21 protein-coding genes and 1 riboswitch are annotated in these 21791 nt (G+C 61.6%); of the genes, 11 read left to right on the forward strand and 10 right to left on the reverse strand.

Annotation, left to right across the window (positions count from 1 at the left end; translation table 11 throughout):
- Positions 1–39: 39 nt before the first annotated feature.
- From ASG57_RS12265 to ASG57_RS12305, 9 genes are read left to right on the forward strand one after another with little or no spacing between them, the layout of a single operon-like run.
- Complete coding sequence (locus tag ASG57_RS12265) at positions 40–1266, forward strand: ABC transporter substrate-binding protein (protein WP_046847867.1); 1227 nt, start codon at positions 40–42, stop codon at positions 1264–1266.
- Between the two features lie 39 nt (positions 1267–1305).
- A complete protein-coding gene (locus tag ASG57_RS12270; protein ID WP_046847866.1) occupies positions 1306–2175 on the forward strand; it encodes a branched-chain amino acid ABC transporter permease in 870 nt (289 codons plus the stop codon).
- Positions 2172–4745, forward strand: a complete 2574-nt coding sequence (locus tag ASG57_RS12275) for a branched-chain amino acid ABC transporter ATP-binding protein/permease (protein WP_046847865.1) — start codon at positions 2172–2174, stop codon at positions 4743–4745. The genes ASG57_RS12270 and ASG57_RS12275 overlap by 4 nt, the downstream gene beginning before the upstream one ends.
- A 32-nt stretch (positions 4746–4777) precedes the next feature.
- Positions 4778–5200 carry a cupin domain-containing protein gene (locus tag ASG57_RS12280; protein WP_046847864.1) on the forward strand — a complete coding sequence of 141 codons (423 nt, stop codon included), beginning with the start codon at positions 4778–4780 and terminating at the stop codon, positions 5198–5200.
- Between the two features lie 10 nt (positions 5201–5210).
- Complete coding sequence (locus tag ASG57_RS12285; RefSeq protein WP_046847863.1) at positions 5211–6164, forward strand: NAD-dependent epimerase/dehydratase family protein; 954 nt, start codon at positions 5211–5213, stop codon at positions 6162–6164.
- 21 nt (positions 6165–6185) lie between these two features.
- Positions 6186–6896 (forward strand): SDR family NAD(P)-dependent oxidoreductase, encoded by a 711-nt coding sequence (locus ASG57_RS12290; protein WP_046847862.1) that lies wholly within the window; start codon positions 6186–6188, stop codon positions 6894–6896.
- A complete protein-coding gene (locus ASG57_RS12295) occupies positions 6893–8599 on the forward strand; it encodes an FAD-dependent oxidoreductase (protein ID WP_046847861.1) in 1707 nt (568 codons plus the stop codon). The genes ASG57_RS12290 and ASG57_RS12295 overlap by 4 nt, the downstream gene beginning before the upstream one ends.
- Positions 8600–8633: 34 nt before the next feature.
- Positions 8634–9467: a sugar phosphate isomerase/epimerase family protein gene (locus tag ASG57_RS12300; protein WP_046848460.1), complete on the forward strand. Its 834-nt coding sequence runs from the start codon at positions 8634–8636 to the stop codon at positions 9465–9467.
- Entirely contained in the window at positions 9464–10369 is a 906-nt protein-coding gene (locus ASG57_RS12305) for an NAD-dependent epimerase/dehydratase family protein (RefSeq protein WP_046847860.1), read from the forward strand. Before ASG57_RS12300 ends, ASG57_RS12305 begins: the two co-directional genes overlap by 4 nt.
- Positions 10370–10788: 419 nt before the next feature.
- Here the strand turns inward: ASG57_RS12305 and ASG57_RS12310 are convergent, their stop codons facing one another.
- The 3 genes from ASG57_RS12310 to ASG57_RS12320 form a co-directional block, all read right to left on the reverse strand.
- A complete protein-coding gene (locus ASG57_RS12310) occupies positions 10789–11379 on the reverse strand; it encodes a VapC50 family PIN domain-containing toxin (RefSeq protein WP_046847895.1) in 591 nt (196 codons plus the stop codon).
- A gap of 2 nt (positions 11380–11381) precedes the next feature.
- Positions 11382–11840 carry a helix-turn-helix domain-containing protein gene (locus ASG57_RS12315; RefSeq protein ID WP_046847894.1) on the reverse strand — a complete coding sequence of 153 codons (459 nt, stop codon included), beginning with the start codon at positions 11838–11840 and terminating at the stop codon, positions 11382–11384.
- 347 nt (positions 11841–12187) lie between these two features.
- Positions 12188–12400, reverse strand: a riboswitch (cobalamin riboswitch).
- A 365-nt stretch (positions 12401–12765) separates the two neighbouring features.
- The gene (locus ASG57_RS12320; RefSeq protein WP_057196379.1) at positions 12766–13203 is read right to left on the reverse strand and encodes an SPW repeat protein; all 438 of its coding nucleotides are present in this window, start codon (positions 13201–13203) and stop codon (positions 12766–12768) included.
- A 698-nt stretch (positions 13204–13901) separates the two neighbouring features.
- Here ASG57_RS12320 and ASG57_RS12330 point away from each other — a divergent pair.
- On the forward strand, positions 13902–15671 hold the full coding sequence (locus ASG57_RS12330; RefSeq protein WP_162250053.1) for a carbohydrate porin: 1770 nt from the start codon (positions 13902–13904) through the stop codon (positions 15669–15671).
- Between the two features lie 122 nt (positions 15672–15793).
- On the opposite strand, the gene ASG57_RS12335 is transcribed toward ASG57_RS12330, so the two are convergent.
- Positions 15794–16006, reverse strand: a complete 213-nt coding sequence (locus tag ASG57_RS12335) for a hypothetical protein (RefSeq protein ID WP_057196381.1) — start codon at positions 16004–16006, stop codon at positions 15794–15796.
- A 174-nt stretch (positions 16007–16180) separates the two neighbouring features.
- Between ASG57_RS12335 and ASG57_RS12340 the strand changes: the two genes are divergently transcribed.
- Positions 16181–16423: a DUF2171 domain-containing protein gene (locus ASG57_RS12340; protein ID WP_057196382.1), complete on the forward strand. Its 243-nt coding sequence runs from the start codon at positions 16181–16183 to the stop codon at positions 16421–16423.
- 288 nt (positions 16424–16711) lie between these two features.
- On the opposite strand, the gene ASG57_RS12345 is transcribed toward ASG57_RS12340, so the two are convergent.
- The 6 genes from ASG57_RS12345 to ASG57_RS12375 form a co-directional block, all read right to left on the reverse strand.
- Positions 16712–18169 (reverse strand): tetratricopeptide repeat protein, encoded by a 1458-nt coding sequence (locus tag ASG57_RS12345; protein WP_082528934.1) that lies wholly within the window; start codon positions 18167–18169, stop codon positions 16712–16714.
- Between the two features lie 96 nt (positions 18170–18265).
- Positions 18266–19270, reverse strand: coding sequence for a cation diffusion facilitator family transporter (locus ASG57_RS12355; protein ID WP_057196385.1), 1005 nt, complete (start codon positions 19268–19270; stop codon positions 18266–18268).
- Entirely contained in the window at positions 19263–20162 is a 900-nt protein-coding gene (locus tag ASG57_RS12360) for a cation diffusion facilitator family transporter (RefSeq protein ID WP_057196386.1), read from the reverse strand. The genes ASG57_RS12355 and ASG57_RS12360 overlap by 8 nt, the downstream gene beginning before the upstream one ends.
- Before the next feature lie 3 nt (positions 20163–20165).
- On the reverse strand, positions 20166–21026 hold the full coding sequence (locus ASG57_RS12365; protein ID WP_057196387.1) for a hypothetical protein: 861 nt from the start codon (positions 21024–21026) through the stop codon (positions 20166–20168).
- Positions 21023–21517, reverse strand: coding sequence for a hypothetical protein (locus ASG57_RS12370; protein ID WP_057196420.1), 495 nt, complete (start codon positions 21515–21517; stop codon positions 21023–21025). Before ASG57_RS12370 ends, ASG57_RS12365 begins: the two co-directional genes overlap by 4 nt.
- 19 nt (positions 21518–21536) lie before the next feature.
- The gene (locus tag ASG57_RS12375) at positions 21537–21782 is read right to left on the reverse strand and encodes a PilZ domain-containing protein (protein WP_057196388.1); all 246 of its coding nucleotides are present in this window, start codon (positions 21780–21782) and stop codon (positions 21537–21539) included.
- Positions 21783–21791 lie beyond the last annotated feature (9 nt).

Consider the following 21791-nt stretch of genomic DNA (forward strand, 5'->3'; position numbering starts at 1 on the left):
ATAAGTCGATCAACAAGGGAGGAGAACGTTATGGGTTGGATGGATAGTGCTTGCCGGAAGCTGCTTGCCCGTTTGACGACTGCAGCAATCGCCAGCCTCGCGGCTGCAACTGGTGCCAGCGCTCAGACGGATGATCCAATCAGGATCGGCATGATTTATTCGAAGCAGGGACCCGGCTCGTCGATCGGCCAGTTCCTGGAGCGCGGCAGCGAATTGGCCGTCGAACAGGCCGGCGGCAAGGTGCTCGGCCGCAAGATCGAGGTCATCTGGCTCGATGAATCGGACCCGCAAGGCTCCCAGCAGAACATGCAGCGGCTCGTGGACGAAAATAAGGTCGTCGCCGTCGTGGGCGGCAACTACAGTTCGAATGCGCTCGCCATGATGAGCGTGGCCAATCGCGCGAAGATTCCGCTCATCCTGCCGGGAGCAGCCGCGAGCGAAATCACGGGCAAGAGCTGCAGCCGCTACGTCTTCCGTACCCAGGCGACAGTCCCGGTGCAGACGAGCGGTCTGATGCCCTACATCGCATCGATCGGGAAGAAAGTCTATTTCCTGACAGCCTCATATGCGTTCGGTCAGGACATACTGCGATCGTCGCGAGCCTTGCTGGGCAAGACCGGGCTGACCGAAGCGGGCTCCGACGAGGTGCCGATCAACACGGCTGACTACTCATCCTACATCCTCAAGATACGGCAAGCCAAGCCGGACGCGATCATCGGCGGCCTTGTCGGCGGCGACTTCTCCACCTTCCTCAAGCAGTGGAATGAGATGGGGATGAAGGAGAAAATCCCGTACGGCGCCATAGCGGTGACCGATACGGATTTCTGGGACGTCGGCCCGCAGGCCTCCAGCGGCATCTACATCAAGCCCTGGTACTATAACAATCCCAAGAACACGGCAGCCGAGAAGGCGATGACCGAAGCGTTCCAGAAGAAGTACGGCCAGCCGCCGTCGGACAAGACTTGGTCGGGGTGGATTGCGATGCGCGCGCTGCTGGAGTCGATCGAGGCTGCGAAGTCGACCAAAGCTCAGGACATCATTGTCGCTCTAGAGAAATGGAAAAACACGGAAGGATTGCTGCCGTACTACTTCCGCGAATGGGACCATCAGATGGTCCGGCCTGCCGTCATCGTGCAGGTCAAGAAGAACATCACCGACAAGTGGGATTTCTTCGAGGTCCTGAAGGACACCTCCGCTACGGCGGAAGAGACCGAAAAAGCCTTCGGGACCAAGGAAGAGATCGGCTGCAACATGCCGGCGCTCTGAAGTAGCCCCCGTTTTGATACCCGTTGGCGAGTTGGAAACATGACCGACATCATCATTTCGCAAGTCGCCAACGGCCTCGTCCTGGGCTTTCTCTACGTCCTGATCGCGGTCGGCCTGTCGATCACGTTCGGGCTTCTTGGCGTCATCAATTTCGCGCATGGCGCTTTCTTCGCGCTGGGCGCTTACGTGTCCTGGCAACTCTTTCGTTGGTTCGGATGGGGAGCTGTCGCCCTGGCTCCGATCGTCGTTGCTGCCATAGGCATGGCGACGGAGTTCCTGCTGATACGTCGGCTTTACGGGCGCGAGCCTCTTCTGAGCCTCATCGTGACGTTCGCACTGGCCTTGTTGATCGAGGCTCTCATTCGCGCAACCTGGGGCGCGGACGGCAAACCATTCAACCCGCCGCCGCCGCTCGCGGGCATCGTCGAGCTGGGACCATTGCTGATCACAAAATACCGGGTGGCGGTTCTGGCCGCGACGTCGACGGCATTGCTCGGCCTCTGGGCTTTCCTGTCCTGGACGCCTTATGGGCGGATTCTGCGTGCCGGAAGTCGCGATCCCGAGATGGTTGAGCTGCTCGGCATCAAGCTGCCCCGCGTCCTTACGGCGGTATTCGGCCTGGGCTGCGGGCTTGCCGCGATCGCGGGGCTGCTTGCAGCCCCGCTCTGGACCGTCTCTCCGTCGATGGCGGCGAATGCAGTTATGCCCGCATTTGTAATTGTTGCAATTGGTGGGCTTGGGTCGTTGCGGGGCGCCGTGGTGGCGGGGCTCGCCGTTGGTGTCGTGACCGCTCTGACCATCCAGTTCTGGCCGGCGGCGTCGACGGCCTCGATGTACGTGCTGATGTTCGCGATCATGCTTCTGCGCCCTCGCGGCTTGTTCGGTGAACGCTGGGAGCGCTTCGAATGAAAGGGGCGTTGCTCGGGCGTGTGTCGCGCCATCCCATTGCGATCATTGCCGCCGTATTGCTTGTTGCCTCGGCCATTGCGCTTGGCATCGGCATGCCGGTTGCAAGAGTGACTCAGATTGCGATCTACACTCTTTATGCGGCCGGGGTGAACTTCCTGATCGGGTATCTGGGCTTGGTCCCGTTCGGCGCATCGTTCTTCTTCGGGACTGCAGGTTACGCCGTGGCGCTGATCGGAACGCGTCTTCTCGGCGGGAACGAACTGGGCGACGTTCTGGTCGCAGCCGGTTTTTCGATGCTGCTGGCGCTGACGGTCGGTGCGGTCATCCTCCGCCGGCGAGGCCTCTACTTTTCACTGCTCACGCTCGCCTGCTCACAGATCGCCTTCGAGATCGCGTTCAAGTGGACGGACGTCACTGGTGGAGAGAACGGTATCCAGGATGTCGCGCGGCCCCTGTTTACCTCGGCGCTCGAGTTTCACTGGTTCGCGCTCGTCGTCGTCCTCGGCATGTTGTGGCTGTTGTGGCGGATCGCTCATAGCCCGTTTGGCCGGATGATGCAGGCGCTGCGCGACAACGAGGAGCGTGTCGCCAGTCTGGGCTACAACACGTATCAGACGAAACTCGTCGCCCTCGTCATCGCTGGCGGGGCGATCGGGATCGCCGGCGGTCTGATGGTGCTATTGCTGCAGGGAGCTTACGCCAACAATCTGAGCTGGCAGCACGCCGGCGATCCGGTGTTAATGGCGGCTCTGGGCGGAGTTCATCACTTCCTCGGACCTCTCTGGGGTTCGATCATTTTCATTGTACTCGAAGATCGCCTCAGCGCCCTGACCGAGAACTGGTGGCTGTTCTTTGCGCCCATTATCATCGCATTCGCTCTGTTGTCGCATGAAGGCGTGCAAGGCATCTTCCAGCGTCTTGTCAGGCGCGACCGCTGGACGCTGACGCGCGACGGCATTTCACCGCGTCCCGCGAAGATCGTGCCGTATACGCCGGCCGCCGCGAAAGGGTCAGGCGACGGGGGCGCGCCGATCCTTCAGGTCCGAAACCTTTCCAAGCGCTTCGGCAACATCGTCACCCAGAACGACATCTCGCTGGAGATGAGCCGGACGGGTCTACACTCCCTGATCGGACCGAATGGCGCGGGCAAGACCACCTTCTTCAATCTCCTGACCGGCCGCTACAAGCCGGACTCCGGCGAGATCCTGTTCGAGGGCGGGTCGATCAACAGCCTGCCGCCCTACAAGCGGGCGCGGCTGGGGATTGCGCGGTCGTTCCAGATCCTCAGCGTGTTTCCCAATCTGACGGCCTTCGAAAACGTGCGGGTCGCGGTGCAGGCCTCCAACAGGACCTATTTCAGCCTGTGGGCCGACGCACATGCCTCGGAGAGCGTCAATGCGCGGGTCTGGGGCCTCCTGGAGGCCGTCGGCCTGACCGAACGAGCGGCTGAACTCTGCGTCTCGCTGTCTCACGGCGAAAAGCGCCTCCTCGAAATCGCGGTCTCGCTCGCGATCGACGCCAAGCTGCTGCTGCTGGACGAACCCTTGGCGGGTCTGGCGGAATCCGATCGTCGCATCGTCGGCGAACTCATCCGCCGTCTGGCGCAATCCCATGCCGTCCTTCTGATCGAGCATGACATTGATCGGGTCCTGGCAATGTCGGACCGCATTACGGTTCTGCATCAGGGCCGTCTGATTGCCGACGGCAAGCCGGCGGAGGTCGCACGGCATCCGGAAGTGGTCGCCGCCTATCTCGGCGATGCCCATCCGGTGCAGGAGAGCGGGCAAGTTGTGGTTCTTCCGACGAGGAAGGGCGGCGCGGCTGTGCCGGCCGACCAGGCCCCGCTCCTCGAGCTCAAGGGAATAAGCGCTGGCTATGGCGGCAGCACCGTGCTCGAGAACGTCGATCTGGCCGTTCACAAGGGCGAGGTCGTCGCCCTGCTCGGGCGTAACGGCGTCGGCAAGACCACGCTGCTGCGCGCGGTTACGGGTGTTCTGCACCCGTCGGAAGGACAAATGTCGTTTGAAGGCCGCGATATATCGAAGCTGCGGCCCAGCGACATCAACAGACTCGGCATCTCGCTGGTGGCCGAGGGGCGGCGGCTGTTTCCGAACCTGACAGTACAGGAGAATCTCAGGCTTGCCGCGCGGCCGGGGGGCGCGTCGATGGAGGAGATATTCGACCTGTTCCCGAAGGTCGGAGCTCGAATCCGTTCGCGCGGTGAAACCCTCTCCGGCGGTGAGCAGCAGATGGTTGCGATTGCGCGCGCCCTGATGGTGCCGTCCAGGCTCATCCTGCTTGACGAGCCGTTCGAAGGCTTGGCGCCCGCCGTGGTCCAGGAAGTGCGCGACGCCGTTGGACGACTGTCGACGAGGGCGAGCATGGTCATCGTCGAGCACCATGCGGAGAGCGTCCTCGCGATGGCTGACCGTGCCTATGTGCTCGTGAATGGTCGTGTAGCCTACGGTGGTGCCGCAAGCACCTTGGCGATGGACAAGGCGCAGTGCGAGCGGCTGCTCGGCGTTGTCCAGGCCGATGAGGTGGGGCAGCGCACCCCTGCGACAATGTGAAATTCGAACCGATCAACGACTGGAGACAACGCATGACTATCGTGGCGCCCGCCCCAAACGCATTTGCGGATGCGGAAAAGAAAAAATACGCGGTGACTCGCAACCTCGCCGAACTGCAGTGGATCCAGTATCCGGGCCACTTCAACCAGGCTCTGTCGAAGGCGATCGTCACGCCCGAAACCACGGGCAGCCGGTTCTTCGATCACCGCATTTCGACCTACGAGGCAGGTGCGCATGTGGAATCCCATGTCCACAAGGTGCAGGAGCAAATCTACCACGTGCTTGCCGGCGAAGGCGTGCTGGTCGTGGACGGCGAGCGTCGCGTGGTGCGTTCCAACGACGTGACCTTCATCCCGCCGGGCGTCGTGCATGAGTTCCACAACACGGGCATCGACCCTCTGGTGTTCCTCGTGATCACGAGCCCGCCGACCGACGAAGAGCCGGAGCCGCGTTGAGAGAAAAATCGTGAGCAAGAAGATTCTCGTTACGGGTGGCTGCGGCTGGCTCGGTGGCGCCATCGTCAGGGCGCTGCTCGACCGGGGTGATACGGTCGTTGCCGCGGATATCGCGGTTTCGCCCGCAATGACCGCGCTTGCCGCGAGCAATTCCCGGCTGTCGGCCGAGGCGGTCGACTTTGGCGAGTGGCATCAGGTCGTGCGGTTGTTCGAAAAGCATCCGGTCGATGCGGTAGTGCACACGGCAGCGATCGTGGGCGTCGTCTTTGCAGCGGACGCCCCGATCAAGACGCTGCGCGTCAACGTCGAAGGTTCGATCAACGTCTTCGAGGCGATGAGGCTGCGCAAGGTTCGGCGTGTCGTGCATATCTCGACGGAAGAGACCTACGGCGATTTCCAGGCACCCAGGATCGACGAGGACCATCCGCAGAAGCCGGCCAGCGTCTATGGTCTCACCAAGCTGGCAGCAGAGCATTACGGTCGGGTCTATTCACGCGACCACGGCCTTGAGTGCATCAACGTACGCACGTGCTGGGTTTACGGTCCGCACCTGCCGCGCCTGCGATTGCCGCGCACCTTCATCGAGGCGGCACTCCGGGGCGAGCCCTATCATCAGACGGAGGGTGCAAATCTGGCCGTCGATCAGGTTTTCATCGACGACACGGTCGACGGCACCCTGCTCGCGCTCGACAAGGAGAAGCATCGTTTCGATGCCTACAACATCGCAACGGGCGAGGCTCCGACGCTCCGGGACACCGCAGATGCGGTCAATGAGGCGATCCCGGGGGCCCGCATTACGGTCGGCGACAGCGGTGTCTATCGCCATGGCGGCGTGGTCCCGACCGCCGTCAAGGGGGCGCTCGACATCAGCCGTGCGCGCGCCGAGCTCGGCTATGAGCCGAAATACGACATCAAGAAGGGCATCGCGGCGACGATCGCCGCGACCCGGGCAAGCTTACGGTAAGCGAGAGTTCGAGGAACAGAAATGACCAAGCCTTCACCCGTAGTTCTGATTTTCGGTGGCTCGCGCGGCATCGGCGCCGCCTGCTGTAGTGCGTTCGAGAACGCGGGCTGGCAGGTGGCCAGCACCTATGCGGCGGACGCGCCCGCAAAGCCGGTCGGGCGTGCATACAAGGTCGATATCCGCGATGCCAAGGGTGTGGCCGATGTCTTTGAGCGCGTGACCGCGGATTTCGGCGTCGCGCCGATTGCTGTCGTGGCCAATGCCGGCATCAACCGGCCGCCGCGTCCGATGGCGGACTTCCCCTTGGCGGATTTTCAGGAGCTCGTCGACGTCAACATCGTCGGCGCGTTCAATGTGCTGTCCGAGGCCGCGCGGCGCGTGCCGAAGGGCGGCTCGATCGTGGCATTGACCACATCGATGACCGGTTTGGGAATTCCCGGGGGAGGCCCCTATACCGCAACGAAAGCGGCGGTCGAGAGTCTCGTGCGGTCGATGTCGAAGGAACTGGCGGGCCGCGAAGTCCGCGTCAACGCAGTCGCTCCGGGGCCGGTCGATACTGACCTGTTCCGCGCGGGAAAGACGGAAGAAGCCAAGCAAAGATCGGCGGCAATGAGCCCGCTGAACCGCATTGGCCGCGCGGAAGAGATTGCCGAGGTGGTGCTGTTCGCGTCCTCGCAGAACGCCTCGTGGATCACGGGGCAGATCATCCGGCCCAACGGCGGCATGATATGACCCCTGCGGTGGCCGATGCCTGGGACGCCATCGTCATCGGCGCGGGAGCGGCTGGTCTGACCGCGGCCTGTACGGCGGCCGCTGCGGGAAAATCCGTGCTCGTGCTCGAGCAGGCGGATGTCGTGGGGGGCACGACCGCGATTTCGGGCGGCATGGTCTGGCTACCGGTCAACCACAAGATGGCCGAAGCCGGGCAGCCCGACAGTATCGAGGCTGCGCGGACCTATCTATCGGTTACCGTGCCCGGCAAGAGGCGGGATAAGCTCGAGACCTTTCTGGCGCGGGCCGACGACGCGCTGCGGGATCTGGAGGCGACGACGTCGCTTCGATTCCAGCCCGTGCCGACCTATCCGGATTACTATCCGGACCTGCCGGGCGGAACGGCGGGTGGACGCGTTCTCGAACCTGTGCCGTTCGACGGCAGGCAGTTGGGCCGTGCATTCGGGCTCGTGCGGGACCCTCTGCCGGAGTTCACGCTGTTCGGCGGCATGATGGTCAGCCGCAAGGACATTCCACACTTTCGCCGCGCGATGAAGTCGCTGCCGTCGACCCTGCGCGTCACGCGGCTTCTGTTGGACTACTTCCTCCAGCGCCTCAAGGCGCGCCGTGGCACGTCGTTGTATCTCGGCAATGCATTGGTCGCGCGCCTGCTTCGGTCCGCACTCGATCTCAAGGTGGAGATACGGACCGGCGTCGGCGTCGAAAGCCTTGAGCTCGGACCGGACGGCCGTGTCTCGCTGGTCGTTGCACAGGATGCGCAGGGACGATCGACCAGGCTCGTGGCCCGCCGCGGCATCATTCTCGCCACCGGCGGCATCTCGCATCAGCCCGAGATCCGTCGCAACTATGTCCCCGAAGCTGCGGGAACGCTGACTGCAACGGTCAAATCCGGTCCGCAGCCGCGGGGAGCCGTCCTCGCCAGTGCCTTGGGTGCCAGCCTGTCGTCATCGACAAGGGAAGGGGCGTTCTGGGTTCCGGCCTCTACCTTTGTCCGCGCGGACGGCAGCGCAGGCGTCTTTCCTCACACGGTCACCGACCGCGCCAAACCCGGCCTGATCGCCGTCGACTGCAATGGCCAGCGGTTCGTCAACGAGGCTCTGTCCTACCACGAGTTCGTTCGTGCGCAACTCTCGCACGCCAACAGTGCGATTCCAGCCTGGCTGATCTGCGACTGCGGCTTCCTCTGGAAATACGGTCTCGGCAAGATCAAGCCGTTTTCGACATCGATCAAAGGCGATATCGCGTCTGGCTATCTCATCGAGGCTGCATCCCTTGCGGACCTCGCCAAGCAGATCGGCGTGCCGGTCGCGGCCCTGGATGAGACTGTGCGCAATTTCAATGTCGGGGCAGAGAAGGGGGAGGATCCGGAGTTTGGTCGCGGCGGTGATGTCTACCAGCGCTCGCTCGGGGACGCCGACGTGAAACCAAATCCGTGCGTCGGACCGATCAAGCAGGCACCGTTCTATGCCGTCAAGGTCGTGCCGGCCGATTTGGGCATGTCGGCGGGCATCGTGACGGATGCCTCGACACGGGTTCTCAGACCGGACGGGACGGCCATACCGGGCCTCTACGCCTGCGGTAACGACATGGCGTCAGTCATGGAGGGGGCCTACCCGGGACCGGGAATTACGCTGGGTCCGGCTCTGGTGTTCGGATGGATCGCCGGCAAAGAAGCGGTCAAGGCACACCAGGATGCGCGTTAGCCACGAGCGTAATGCCACTGAAGGAGAGCAGGTCATGATCACGATGGGCATCAATACCTACGCCTACGCCTGGACGACGCCGGTGATCGATTGCGTGCGCCAGCTTGCGGACCTCAACTACCGAACATTCGAGTTCCTGGTTCACCCTCCTCATCTGCCGCTTGCCGACTTCGACCAGTCTTCAAGACGCAAGCTCGCGGCGCTGTTGGACGAGGTAAAGGCTTCCGATTGCGCGATGAACCTTCCGAGTCTTGATCACAACCTGGCGAGCCCATGGCCCGAGGTGCGGGCGGCTTCAATCGAGATGTTCAAGCAGACAATCGATCTGGCGTCAGACATCAATGTGCATTGGGTGGTGACCGTGCCCGGCCGAATGAGCCCGTTGGCGCCGCCTACCGTCGAAGCTCGTACGAACTGGATGCGTGACTCGATCGAGAAATTGCTGCCCTACGCCCAGGCGAAGGGCATCAAGCTGGCCATCGAGAATGTCCCGATGGCATCGTTCCCCGATGCGAATACCCTCGGGACATTCGTCCGCAGTTTCAAATCTGAAGACCTCGGCGCAACTTACGATGCCGCGAACGCCTATTTCATTGGTGAGTCGCCCGCTGAGGGAATTCGGAAGCTCGCCGACGTCCTGCGCATCGTGCACGTCTCCGACACGACCAGGAAGATTTGGCGTCATGATCCGATCGGCACCGGCACGGTGCCGTTCGCTGAGGTCGCCGCCGCCCTCAAGGAGATCGGCTACCACGGACCAACGATGCTCGAGATCCTCGCGGATGATCCGGGGACCGCGATCCCTCAGAGCCATCACCTTCTGGCAAAAGTAGGCTTTCCGCCACAATCGACGGGACGCCCGTCATGACAAAGCTTGTACTGGTTACCGGGGCGGCCGGACTCCTCGGTCGGTTTGTCGTCGAAGAATTGTTGTCCAGTGGATATCGCGTCCGCGGCTTCGATCGCCGACGCGGCAAGGCTGATATCGACTGGCGTGTCGCGGATGTCACGGATGCAGTTGCGGTCGCCGACGCGCTAAAGGACGTCGAGGCCGTTCTCCATATCGCCGCCGTGCCGAATATCTGGTCGGGGGACGGGCAGACCATCATGCGTGTCAACGTGCAAGGTACCTACACGGTGCTCGAGGCTGCCGAGGCCGCCCGGATCGAGCGCTTCGTATTCTGTTCGAGCGATTCGGTAGCAGGCTATACGGTGCGCGAAGGTCGCATGTTGCAGCCACTCTATGCGCCACTCGATCTCGACCATCCGTTGCTGGCCACCGATCCCTATGCCGTCAGCAAGATATTGGGCGAAGATCTCTCCCGAGCTTACGCATTGCGCGGAATGTCGGTCGTGGCTCTCCGGACGGTCTTTGTCGCCTACCCGGAGATGGCACCGGAGATTGTCGCCCGTGCTAAGGATCCGGAGAACTATCATGGGCCAGCGGCCGGGGGGCCGTCATCGGCCGGAGGAGGCCCGCTTCACCATCACATCGATGCCCGTGATCTCGCCCGCGCATTCCGTCTCGCCATGGAGATGAGGATGCCGAAAGGCGGCTTCGAGAAATTCTATCTCTCGTCGCAGGTCACGCTTTCACCCGAGCCAACGCTTGATCGGTTGCGTCTTCTGCACGGGAGCGCCGTCGAGATCCGCAGTCCGGAGGTCTATAGACGGCAGCCGTTTGCGCCGCTGTATGACCTTTCGCACGCGCAACAGCGCCTGGGATTCGTTGCCGAGTACGATCAACGGCACCTCATTTCCAGGGTATAGAAGGTATTACATTTTTAGCGAGTTGAGGCAGAGTCGGATATCTAATCGACCAAACCCGCTAAGACACGGTTGTCGGAAAAAACCACGCCGTCGACATGGAAGCAGACCCTTGGTAAACGTCATCCATTTGATGCCATTATGTCGAAAATCAATAGCGGCTGTTTTCATCCTGCCGCAACGCTGCCCTGTTCCAGCGTTGCGCAACGGGGGACACAGGGCGCCTGATCATCGAGTCCGAGGCGCAACAGTTTGGCCGAGGATGCGACATCGCATCAATGCAGGTCCGGCTGATCTGGGGAGATGGGCGTCGATGTGAGTTCGCATCGTTGATTGATTCGCATAATACTCATTATGGAATATCCGAAGTCGAGTTTGCATCAAGATCGCGTTGCCAAAAGCCCGTCTGGTTGGCTACTGACCTAGAGGGATTCCACGTGCGGCCTTAGCACGTCAACCGTCTCAATCAGTCCCGCAGCTTCCATTACGAGCAAGAGCTCCGCCGGCGTCATTTCCGGTTTCTTGAAGCGTTCGCGCATACGCCGAATGGCTGCAACAGCGCGAGCTTCGTCGAGTGCGATAGTATCCGCAATGAAAGCGTCGGCCGATTTCGCCTCCATGTTCAGGTCGGAAAGAATTGCCGCCGGAAAGTCCTTAAGGTTTTCCGTTACGATCATTGCGGCTTCCGTCTTGGCCGCCGCAGCAACAACGTGGTGATCGTTGGGATCGGGCAGACCCGCCGCAACCGGCAAGAAGTTATCAAAATCTGTAACCATGGCGTCTTCGAAGGCAGCTTCCATGCTGGCGCGCGCCCGCTCTGCGCGCGCCGCGGCGTCGGCGAAGCCCTTGCCGGTCAAAATTTCCTCGATAGCTGTTTCGGACTCATCCAGGACGGGGCTCGACCAGCGGAGACGAAAAAATTCCGCCTCCGCCAAGGAGAGAAGCAGATTCCTTTTGAGCGCGCTTGCAAGCGAGCACGCATCGACGAATGCGGTGAAGCGGTTTGCAAACAAGCTTACAGGTGCTCCGCGTCCTGCTCAGCGAGATTCGCAAGCGCTTTGCCCCGCTTTTCATCACGCGTGCGCTTATAGGCGAATAGATCCTCTGCCCTAATCCTGCGATGACGCCCCACTGTCACGTGCTGAATTTCGTCCTTCTCGAGCAGCGAGACCAGAAACGGACGCGAGACATTCAGGATGTCGGCAGCTTGCTGCGTAGTCAACATCTCATGCACAGGCACAAGCGTCACCGCATCGCCGCGACCGATATGCCGCAGCAATTCCATCAAGAGACTCGACAGGGCCGGCGACAAGGTTATCTCAGCAGCCTGCTGTGCATCGTCGAGCACTCGCAGTTTGGCATCTCCCGTCGCATGCGAAGCGAGTATCTGACGAAGCTGGTTGGCTGCCGCCTTCTCGCTCGCGGAAGGCAGGCGAGTACCTCCCAGCTCTTCAGCGTAGGCTGGCATCGTCATCGTATTTTCTCCCCTATACGGCCTTTTGTATAGGCTATATTCGAAATAAACGCAACAAGTGAAATAAACGAAACGCCCCTAAAGTTCCTGGCCAGCTGCTGGGCCTCCCTCCCTTTGTCCCAAGCTGATTGGGAACTTTTGGCGTTGCCGCGCCTCATGGACTGGTCGGCTAGGAATAAATTCCAAAATCTATGTTATGCGAAATACTGCTGCAATATCAGTATATTAAGATAGAATCGGACAAACCGCAATGCCGAGGTTGCTGAGGTACCCACAGACGCTGCAAAATCGCCAGCAGAGGGCTACCGGCGAAGCATGCAAATGACCGCCGGTACACCTCGCCCGTGGACGTTCAGGTATTCACGGCAGATCTCCTCGGCTCGCAGCTCGTCGCTCGCTCCCGTCTTCCCGATGCAAATGCACCGGTGACGATTGTCCGGAAGCAGCTCGCTGCTGACAGTTGTCGGGGAAGCGCCGGAATTCCGCGCCCGAGGCACGGTTCACCGGCTTCCTCTTAACCACTCCGCCTGCGATGGGTGGACGCGCAAGCGAACGTTACGCAGGCGCGACTCCAGCGAACAAGAAGCATATCAAAATTACCGCGTCGCCGTTGCCACCATGAAGGGCCTCGTCGGCAATCCATTTCATTCGCCTTGGCGCGGGAGAGCGCACGATGAGAACTTCAGTCGTCCTTGTCGTGATTGCAGCCGCCGCAGACGCATTATCCGGTGACCGCTACTTTCCCGGCTGGCCGAAAAATCGAGTAGACTCATCGAGTAGACTAGCATGCTTACGACTGACCTCGACGGCCTTCCTGATGAAGTGCAAATGATCAGTCCGTGCGACTCACAAAACCCCCGAGTCTCCAACTGGGCTTTTCTTGCGATCGCGAAGCAGCAGCGTCTATCCAGACCAAGGCGCTAGACTAGCGTTCGTATCGCGCCAATTCCTCGTCGCTCAGTCTCCAGTCTTGCCAGAACTCATAAAACCCGAGGAGCGCGACCAGCGCGCCTAAGAAAAAGTGCCACCATCTCAGTTGGCCAGTTGCGGCATAACTGAGCACAAAGGGCGAGGCCATCAGCCAAATTCCCGCCAAGACCTGGCCGACTTCTTCCCAGCGATTACGATGAGTCAGCTCAAAGGTGGCGAAGATAAACACTACAAGACCAACGACCAACGCGTTGAGCATCAAGGCGTGGTTAATTGGTCTCCCGATAATAAATTCCAGGAATGAATTGTGCCAAACGTGGCCTCTCGTTGCGCCCGCAATAAAAAAGGGGGTCATTACAATAAGTATACCAAGGAAGATGCCAAGATAATCTTCCCAAGTTCGGTGCGACTTCAGGAAAGCGATGCGCGTCATCGCCAGCACCCCACGATCGCATTTGCAACGCGCCTAGCGAAGAGGCTGCCACCTTTATTGACCACCGTTTGGCGGCGAACCTGAGGCATGCGCTTATAAACCTATAAGTGGTAAGGCTAGGGTTTGGTTCCAGGATGTCAGTCGGCTTCCAATTTTTTTGGACGACGATCCCCCGGCTTAGGGGGCAGTCCGCCGTCGGCGCCATCGAGTTCGTGATGCGCGAAGCAGACAGCGGATCGCCGCTCGTCGCGCTGAAGGTACAGAGAGCAGCGGTCTCTATCTCAAGCGCATTTACGCCTTTTGCCGCGGTCTCAGCCTGAGAAAATCGTGGAAGGCCTCCGGAGGACCGCGATGCAATTGAACCGAACGCGACCAACCTCGACATGATGTCGGCATCACACGGCCTGGAACTTAATAGTTGCCAAGCCTCCGTAGCTGTGTCGAATACCTTCCAGAGAGGCGGACGATTGAAGCGATGAAAACGGCTTTCCTGGGCATAATCCTGGCGGCAGGCACGGCCGTAGAGGGATTTTCGGCTGACTTCGGCAAGGGCGGTGCCGGCGAAGCCGTGGATTGGAGCGGCCCCTTCGTCGGCAGCCATTTTGCCTATGGCATGGGTAGTTCCCAGTATTCCTTCGCCGGATCAGGGTCAGGCCCCGTCGTCCGGATCGATCGACCTGTCGAACTCCATCAATGCAATGAAAGGGACGGGCTCCTACGCAATCGGACTGGGCGCCGGCTACAACTACATGCTGCCCTCGCGCGTGGTCCTGGGCGTCGAAGGCGATCTCACCTTCCCGAACACGATTTCCGGAACCGCTCCCGTCCTGGGCGCGCAGGGTTCCGCATCCCTCACCGAGACCGTGCTGACCTCAGGCACGCTGCGGGCACGCCTCGGGTACTCGCCCGGCGCCTGGTTGTTCTACGCCACCGGCGGCCTCGCATGGAGCTACGACCGGGCAACGCTCGGTCCGCCCGACGGCACTCTGGGCGAGAAGATCGGGTTCACTCGCCTTGGTACAGCATGGGGTGTCGGCGCCGAAGTCGCGCTCTCGGCGAACTGGTCGGCGCGGTTCGATTATCTCTACACCGACTTCGGGTCGAAGGAGAAAGCGTTCAGCGGCACGGAGCGCCTGTCCTTCGATCTCGCTGTGCAGACCGCCCGCCTCGCCGTCAACTACCGCTTCGGGCAGAACGGACAGAAGGCCCTTCAAGACGGCCTGACGCCGTTCGACACGGACCAGTTCAGCATCCATGGGCAGACGACCTATCTGCAGCAGTACGCAGCCCCATTCCGCTCGCCCTACACTGGGACGAACAGCCTCATTCCGAACCAGACCCGGCAGACCTGGGACGTGACGCTCTACGCCGGCTTCAGACCTTGGGCCGGCGGAGAGTTCTGGGTCAATCCGGAGATTGATCAGGGATTCGGCTTGAGCTCGACCCTGGGCGTTGCGGGCTTCCCGAGCGGCGAGGCCTACAAGGTCGGGGCCGCAGCGCCCTACGCCCGCATTCCGCGCGCCTTCTTCCGCCAGACTTTCGATCTCGGCGGAGAGACCAAGAAGGTCGACGCCGACATCAACCAGTTCGCCGGCACGCAGACCACCGACCGTGTCGTCCTGACCGTCGGAAAGTTCGCGGTCACGGACGTGTTCGACACCAACAGGTACGCCCACGATCCCCGCAAGGATTTCATGAACTGGTCGGTTATCGACACCGGCACGTTCGACTATGCGGCCGACGCCTGGGGCTTCACATACGGCGCCTCCCTCGAGTGGTACAAGGGCGACTGGACCTTCCGCGGCAGCATATTCGACCTTTCGATCGTTCCCAACAGCACCGAATTGGATCCGAGCTTCTCGCAATTCCAATGGATCGGCGAGATCGAACATCGCCACGAAATCTGGGGCAAGCCCGGCAAGGTCGCCGTGACGGGGTTCTTGACGCGCAGGCGCATGGGCCGCTTCGATGACGCCGTGGCCCTCGCGCAGGCCACGGGCACTGCCACCGACGCCGCGCTGGTCCGGCGTTACCAAAGCCGCGCCGGCATCAGCGTCAATTTGGAGCAGGAGGTCACGAAAGATCTCGGCGTCTTCGCTAGAGCCGGCCTCGCCGACGGCACCAAGGAGTCCTACGAATTCACCGACATCGATACGACGGTCGCGGCGGGCCTCTCGCTCGCGGGATCTGCCTGGAACAGGCCGAACGACACGTTTGGCCTCGCCGGCGTGGTCAACGGGATCTCGCAAGCCCGCCGGACGTATCTCGATGCCGGAGGTCTCGGCATTCTCGTCGGCGACGGTCGCCTGCCGAACTCCGGCCCGGAGAAGATCCTCGAAACCTACTACAGCTTCCCAATGTGGTCGTGGCGCGCGACGCTGGACTACCAGCTTGTCGTCAACCCGGGATACAACCGCGACCGCGGACCGGCGTCGATCTTCGGCGTGCGCGTGCGCTCGCAGTTCTGAGCAGCCCACCGCTCTATCGCGTAGCACCGCAAACTAAAAGGCCGCCCGAGGGCGGCCTTTGTCTTCGATCGACCGTCTGGCGGATGTTTGGAGGACATCGCCGCCCAGCGTCGCGCGAAGTTTCAATAGCGATGGCCGTGCCCGCGCTTGATGACGACGGTCCGGTTGCCGTGCATCCTCATGCCGCGATGCATGTCGCCGCCATGGTACCCGCGCATCTCGGCCCGCGCGCCATGTCCACCATGATGTCCCTTCTTCACAATCACCGTCTCCGCCGAAGCCGGCAGGGCGAACGACACGGCCAAGCCGATTACCAAAAGACCAAGCTTCTTCATCTTCAATTCCCTTTCTCCAGTGTTTACCCAAGTCACACGTCGTCGTGGCGTTCCCTTCGGCGGACGACTGCGGTTGCGAACGCAAGGGAAAAGGATCGAGCCGGGCACTTGCCGTCGGGCAACTTTGCATCGATCCGCGCGTTTCAAACTGTTCAATTCATAGGAGGCTTTCCGATGCCGGGCACGACGCAGATCAAGGAACATATGGATGTCATCTCGTCCGACAAGAAAATCGTCGGCAAGGTCGACCACATGGAAGGGACCGACAAGATCAAGCTGACGAAGCAGTGCTCGCCCGACGGCGACCATCACCACTTCATTCCTGTGTCCTGGGTCGATCATGTCGACCAGCACGTCCATCTCTCCAAATCAGGCGACGAAGTCACGGCGCACTGGCAGCACGAAGGTCGCAAGTAGCTAGGCGACTTGGCCACCGAACCAAGGCGCCCATGGGCCAGTCGATCCTGACTGGCCGCCGGCATGGCGAGAAGAGCCACGCCGGCCGTTCTTGCCACCGGCATGGATAGAGCCGAGCTTAGCCGAACAAGGTGACAATCACCGCAGCTGTAGCGCCGAGCGGACCAATGAGGGTGAGCGACAGGCTCTCGGGAAATGCACGATGCAGAAAATCCCAATCGCCGTCGATGACAACGCTATCAGCGCCAATAACCAACGACGAAGCAAAAACGCAACGGCTGCGGGCTCCTATTTTGAAGTCTTTTCCTCGCGCAGCTCGGCTTGCGCGGCGGCGAAGATGATGTCCACCGGCCGGCACCGATCTACGACGGTCCGCAGCATCCTGCGGCCATCATCCTTCTGTCGGCCATGGCTCAGGAACTCACCGACGAAGAAGTCCGCCTCGCAAAGCCGCCTTTCGCCCTCGGCGCCCGCACTGCCGCCGGCATTTTCGCGCACCCGGTCCATGTCGAGTCTGCCCAAGTAGAAGTCTAGGACCTGACCCGGCCACTGGGAGCGATCCACCCTCGCCGCGTTGCGTTCAAGTTCCTCTCGATCCGGGTTGCCCTGGTGAATGCGGGCGATGTGCATCCAGATGGCGGGAAAGGCGTTCGTCGGCCTCAACCTCGCAGCGATACGCAGATCTTCGATCGCTCCCGCGATCTCGTCCGAATAGAGCCGCGCTCTTCCTCGCCCGAGATAGGTCGCGGGGTTGCCGGGATCGATCGATTGGGCGCGGTCGAAATCGGCCAACGCATCCTTGTAGCGCCCCATCGTCATATAGGCGCTCGCCCTGTTCGACCAGAAAATCGGATCGGTGCCCTTGAGCCGGATGGCCTCGTCGAAATCCCCGATCGCCTTGTCAGTGTCGCCCAGCAGGAGATACATGCCGCCCCTGTTGCTGTAGGCGTCCGCGAAGTCGCGCTGCAGTTCGATCGCCCGGTCGTAGTCCGATATTGCGGCCCGATAGTCCTGCCTCGCGATGAAGGCGTGGGCCCGGTTGTAGAAGGCTTGTGCCGACTTGGGATCGAGCCGGATCGCCTCTTCGTAGCTTTCGATGGCCCGGTCCACCTCGCCCTTGCGTTCGTAGACCGATCCAAGATTGTTGTGAATGAGCGCGCTGGTCGGATTCAACCGAAGGGCTTGCATGAGATCGTCACGTGCCTTGTCGAACTCCCGTCGATCGCTCCACGCTAGCGCGCGATACACGTAGGAGTTCGGGAAGTCGGGCAACAGCGCTATCGCCGCGTCGAAGTCACCCAGAGCGAGATCGCGCAGACCGAGCGCGTCGTATGAGACCCCTCGCCCGTACAGGATAAAGCCACGTTGTTCCGGAGTGAATTGCCCTTGTTTGATGGCTTCGTTGAACAACTGGATGGCCAGTGGAAACTGTTTCCGGTCCTTGGCCGCGAACGCTTCCCGCGCGAACTCACGTGAGGTCTGAGCGGCCGACGGCGAAGCCAGCAAGCACAGCATCAGGAGACTGGACGCCGCAAAAAGCAACCTCAGTCCCTTCGCAAGAATTCCGGTGTCGATTCTCTCCGTGGACCGATTGCCGTTCCGAGCTGTTTTCGTCACGACCGCCCTCAATTCGCGATGCGTCTGGCGGGAAACCTGCCGTCTAGGCGCACACCGCATTCCTCGCAGGAAAAAACCCAACCGCCGACCTCGGTTCGCCAGTCGCCGTCGTGCGGACAGTTCGGGCATGCCACCCTCCCTCTTTCTTTTCCTCCGCCGATCTCGATGTCGAGTGCCGACTTGAGACGATGGAGGCGCTCGAGCTTGTTCTCGGCCTCATCCACGTCAAACCACGTCGTCGGGCGCCAGCGCGCACGCGTTGTTCTCGTCGACTTCGATCTGCAGGGTCGCGTGTCCGATCTTGTGCTCCGTCCGGAGCAGTCGGGCCGACTCCATCAGGAACTCGTCGCCAGGATGCCCGGCGGGCATGACGAGATGACACGTGAGCGCTGTTTCCGTCGTGGAGATTGGCCAGATGTGCAGGTCATGGATCTTGGAGACCCCCGGGCGCTGCAGCAGAAACGAGCGGACGGCATCCATGTCGGTCCCTGCTGGCGCCGCGCTCAAGGACATCGCGACCGAGCCACGCAGAAGGCTCCAGGTGCTCCAAAGAATCACGGCGCAGATAGTGAGGCTCATGCCGGGATCCAGCCACAGCCAGCCGGTCCAGAGGATGAGCGCGGCAGACGCGACGACGCCGGCCGAAACGGCGGCGTCTCCAGCCATGTGCAAAAATGCGCCCTGGATGTTGATGTCGCCCTTGCGTCCGCTCGCGAACAGCATGGCGGTGGCGCCGTTGACGACGATGCCGATGGCGGCGACCACCATGACGGTCAGGCCGGCGACGGGCTCCGGTTCGTACAGCCGGAGTATGGATTCCCAGCCGATGGCGCCGGTTGCGACGAGAAGAAACACGGCGTTCGCGAGCGCCGCCAGGATCGACGCCCCCTTCAGACCGTAGGTGAAGCGACCGCTGGGCGCCCGCTTCGCTGCGACCGACGCGGCCCAAGCCACGACCAGGCCGAGTACGTCGCTCAGATTGTGCCCGGCGTCCGCCAGCAGCGCCGTCGAGTTCCCGAGGTAGCCATAGACGGCTTCGGCCGCGACCAAGGCGGTGTTCGGCCCGATGCCGATGGCGAAAGCTTTGCCGAAGCTCGCCGGAGCATGGACATGCCCAAGCCCGCCATGATCGTGATCATGGCCATGCTGCTCGCCGCCATGATCATGGCGGCCATGACGCCGGTAGTCATGGTCGGCGGCGCCGGCGCTGCGATCACCTGCCTCAGACATGGAGCACGGTCTCCTCGGCTCTCATGGCCTCGTCCTCAAGTTGGATTGTCGTGTGCTCGATGCCGAAGTCGCTCTTCATCAGGTTGCGGGCCGCCCGCAGCGCCGCACGCCCGGCCGACATGTCGGCGACGACGAGGTGGCAGCTCATGGCGTCGAAGCCGGACGTCACGGTCCAGACGTGCAGATCGTGGACGGCGACGGTTCCCGGAATGGCGAGTAGCTGCTTTTCGATGGCGCCGATATCGACGTTGGGTGGAGTTCCTTCCATCAGGATGTGGGTCACCTGGCTGAGGAGCGACCACGTCCGGGGCACGATGAACAATCCGATACCGGCACCGATGATGGGATCGGCAAGCGCCCACCCCTTCCACATCATGAGCAGAGCGGCAACGATCACGCCGATCGATCCGAGCATGTCGCTCAGCACTTCGAAGTACGCGCCCTTGACGTTCAGGCTTTCGGAGGAGCCGCTCGAGAGCAGCCACATGCTGACCAGATTGACGACGAGGCCGATAGCGGCGACGATAAGCATCGGCCCGCTCAGTACCTCGGGTGGCGATAGGAAGCGCTGATAGGCTTCGTACAGGATGTAGACGGTCAGCAGCAGCAACACGCTGGCGTTGGCCAATGCCGACAAGACCTCCATCCGGAGGTAGCCGAAGGTGCGTTGCGGCGTCGCCTCGCGTGCGGCAAAGCGGATCGCGAGCAGCGCCAGCGCGAGACCACCGACGTCGGTGAGCATGTGGGCGGCGTCCGCGAGCAGCGCCAAGCTGCCCGTCACCAGTCCTCCGATGACCTCCGCAATCATGTATGTCGCGGTCAGTGCGAGCGCCCAGGCGAGCCTCGTCGCGTGCCTGGCGCCAGCCGTTCCGACGGTTCCTCCTCCGTGCATGTCTCAATCTCCGGTCGTAGCCGCCTTCTGCGCGCGGTCGTCCGGATCTTCTAGCGCTCGGCGGAGGTTTCGCTCGAGCTCGTCGAGCAGGAAGAAGCTGACGTCGTCCACCGAGCCGTGTCCCTTGGCGAAGGGTTGTTCGAGGAGCCGAACGAGGTAGAGGACGTAGACGAACATGTAAGTGATGAAGCCGAATAGCAGCGCGGAAGCGGGATCGCCCTCGGTCTTCAACAGCAGCAGAAGGAGCACGATCGACCCGACGAGGGTCTGCACCAGAACGTGGACGGACGGCACGAACTCGACGCGCTGAATGGTGTAGATCCGGAGCAAGGCTCTCCGGATCACGTCCTGATTTGTCCGGAGGCGAACGACGAAATTCGCGGCCATACCCATGCTCTCGAGCCGACCCAAGATCGGCGTCAGCTTGGCCAGCTCATCGAGGGCGGGAGGAACGTCCTTGTGGCCGTTTTTGTGCCCGAGACCCTCGCGAAGCCTGTCGATGACGGCCAGCAGCAACTGCCGAGCCTTTTGTAGGTCGAAGGCATCGTTGGTCTGCGCGAAGCACGCGAGATCGCCGTCGATGGCCTCGATGGAATTCCTGAGGTCGGCCGGAATTTTCTCCGCCTCCTTGTAGTCCTGAAGGATGCTCGACAGCAGAAAGCCGACGATGAAGACGGAGCCGCCGATGCCGCTGGTCAGCAGACGGTTGAGATCGAGGAACTCGAGTCCGAAGTAGTGGACCGCGACCTTCGCTGCGCTCAGAAGCAGCACAACGACTCCCACGGTGAAGAATAGCCGGAACCTCTTCCAGAGGGAGATATCAGCGCCACCGAAGTGAAGATGGGAGATGATCGACGTCGTCACCGCTCGACACCCTTTCCGAATGAATGAACGGGCACGAATGTGCGTCCGTTCCAACGTAGAATAGCCGGCCGGTCTCCCGCGAACTGCAGTCCGACGATCCCGGCCTCGTTGATCAGCTTTATGTCGTCGACATAGGCGCTGAAGACCCGGCGCGAATGGCCGGCCCGTTCCAGGTAGACTTCATGAAGGCATTGATCGGCCCGACAGATCGCCTCTCGCTGCTCGCAGGCGAAATTTTCGAAATGCAGCGACCTGAAGTGCAACCCGCCGGCTCCGATGGTGGTGGAAAAGTAGTGCGTCGCTGCGGCTTTCCCGCCGCATTGACGCTCCAGACGGATCAGACCGTGACGGATATCGGCTGGGAGCAGATCGATGTGCTCAGCGGCATAGGGACGCTCGCTCGCGATGCTGCCCCGCGCTTCGACGGCGCCTACTATAGCGATCAAACCCAATATGCTTCCGAGCGCCTGGAATACCGCATGCTTCCTCATCTGCGCCTCCACCGCCGGATTACCCACACTCTTCGAACTCCACGCCCAACCGCTTCTCCTTAACCCACGCGACCCGACAGGCGCGCCGTGTCCCGTCCGCCGGCACCACAGGCGTGAAATCACGGGGGATGCCGAGCGGGCTTTCGACCTCCAACATCGCGCCCCGATCGCTGAGGTTCCGGATAGAGCAATCGATCGCGGAGCTTCCGAACTCGATCGATCCCTTCTTAAGAACCCTTCGGCGCGGGTCTCCACGTCGTTCCATTCCGGCTGC

Origin of the sequence: Bradyrhizobium sp. Leaf396 (assembly GCF_001424605.1) — a bacterium.
Lineage (GTDB): Bacteria > Pseudomonadota > Alphaproteobacteria > Rhizobiales > Xanthobacteraceae > Bradyrhizobium > Bradyrhizobium japonicum_C.

Coding starts and splice junctions, on each gene's coding strand:
- ASG57_RS12265 (WP_046847867.1), top strand. CDS start 40: ATGGATAGTGCTTGCCGGAAGCTGCTTGCCCGTTTGACGACTGCAGCA.
- ASG57_RS12270 (WP_046847866.1), top strand. CDS start 1,306: ATGACCGACATCATCATTTCGCAAGTCGCCAACGGCCTCGTCCTGGGC.
- ASG57_RS12275 (WP_046847865.1), top strand. CDS start 2,172: ATGAAAGGGGCGTTGCTCGGGCGTGTGTCGCGCCATCCCATTGCGATC.
- ASG57_RS12280 (WP_046847864.1), top strand. CDS start 4,778: ATGACTATCGTGGCGCCCGCCCCAAACGCATTTGCGGATGCGGAAAAG.
- ASG57_RS12290 (WP_046847862.1), top strand. CDS start 6,186: ATGACCAAGCCTTCACCCGTAGTTCTGATTTTCGGTGGCTCGCGCGGC.
- ASG57_RS12295 (WP_046847861.1), top strand. CDS start 6,893: ATGACCCCTGCGGTGGCCGATGCCTGGGACGCCATCGTCATCGGCGCG.
- ASG57_RS12300 (WP_046848460.1), top strand. CDS start 8,634: ATGATCACGATGGGCATCAATACCTACGCCTACGCCTGGACGACGCCG.
- ASG57_RS12305 (WP_046847860.1), top strand. CDS start 9,464: ATGACAAAGCTTGTACTGGTTACCGGGGCGGCCGGACTCCTCGGTCGG.
- ASG57_RS12315 (WP_046847894.1), bottom strand. CDS start 11,840: ATGACGATGCCAGCCTACGCTGAAGAGCTGGGAGGTACTCGCCTGCCT.
- ASG57_RS12320 (WP_057196379.1), bottom strand. CDS start 13,203: ATGACGCGCATCGCTTTCCTGAAGTCGCACCGAACTTGGGAAGATTAT.
- ASG57_RS12330 (WP_162250053.1), top strand. CDS start 13,902: ATGAAAGGGACGGGCTCCTACGCAATCGGACTGGGCGCCGGCTACAAC.
- ASG57_RS12335 (WP_057196381.1), bottom strand. CDS start 16,006: ATGAAGAAGCTTGGTCTTTTGGTAATCGGCTTGGCCGTGTCGTTCGCC.
- ASG57_RS12340 (WP_057196382.1), top strand. CDS start 16,181: ATGCCGGGCACGACGCAGATCAAGGAACATATGGATGTCATCTCGTCC.
- ASG57_RS12345 (WP_082528934.1), bottom strand. CDS start 18,169: ATGCCCGAACTGTCCGCACGACGGCGACTGGCGAACCGAGGTCGGCGG.
- ASG57_RS12355 (WP_057196385.1), bottom strand. CDS start 19,270: ATGTCTGAGGCAGGTGATCGCAGCGCCGGCGCCGCCGACCATGACTAC.
- ASG57_RS12360 (WP_057196386.1), bottom strand. CDS start 20,162: ATGCACGGAGGAGGAACCGTCGGAACGGCTGGCGCCAGGCACGCGACG.
- ASG57_RS12370 (WP_057196420.1), bottom strand. CDS start 21,517: ATGAGGAAGCATGCGGTATTCCAGGCGCTCGGAAGCATATTGGGTTTG.
- ASG57_RS12375 (WP_057196388.1), bottom strand. CDS start 21,782: ATGGAACGACGTGGAGACCCGCGCCGAAGGGTTCTTAAGAAGGGATCG.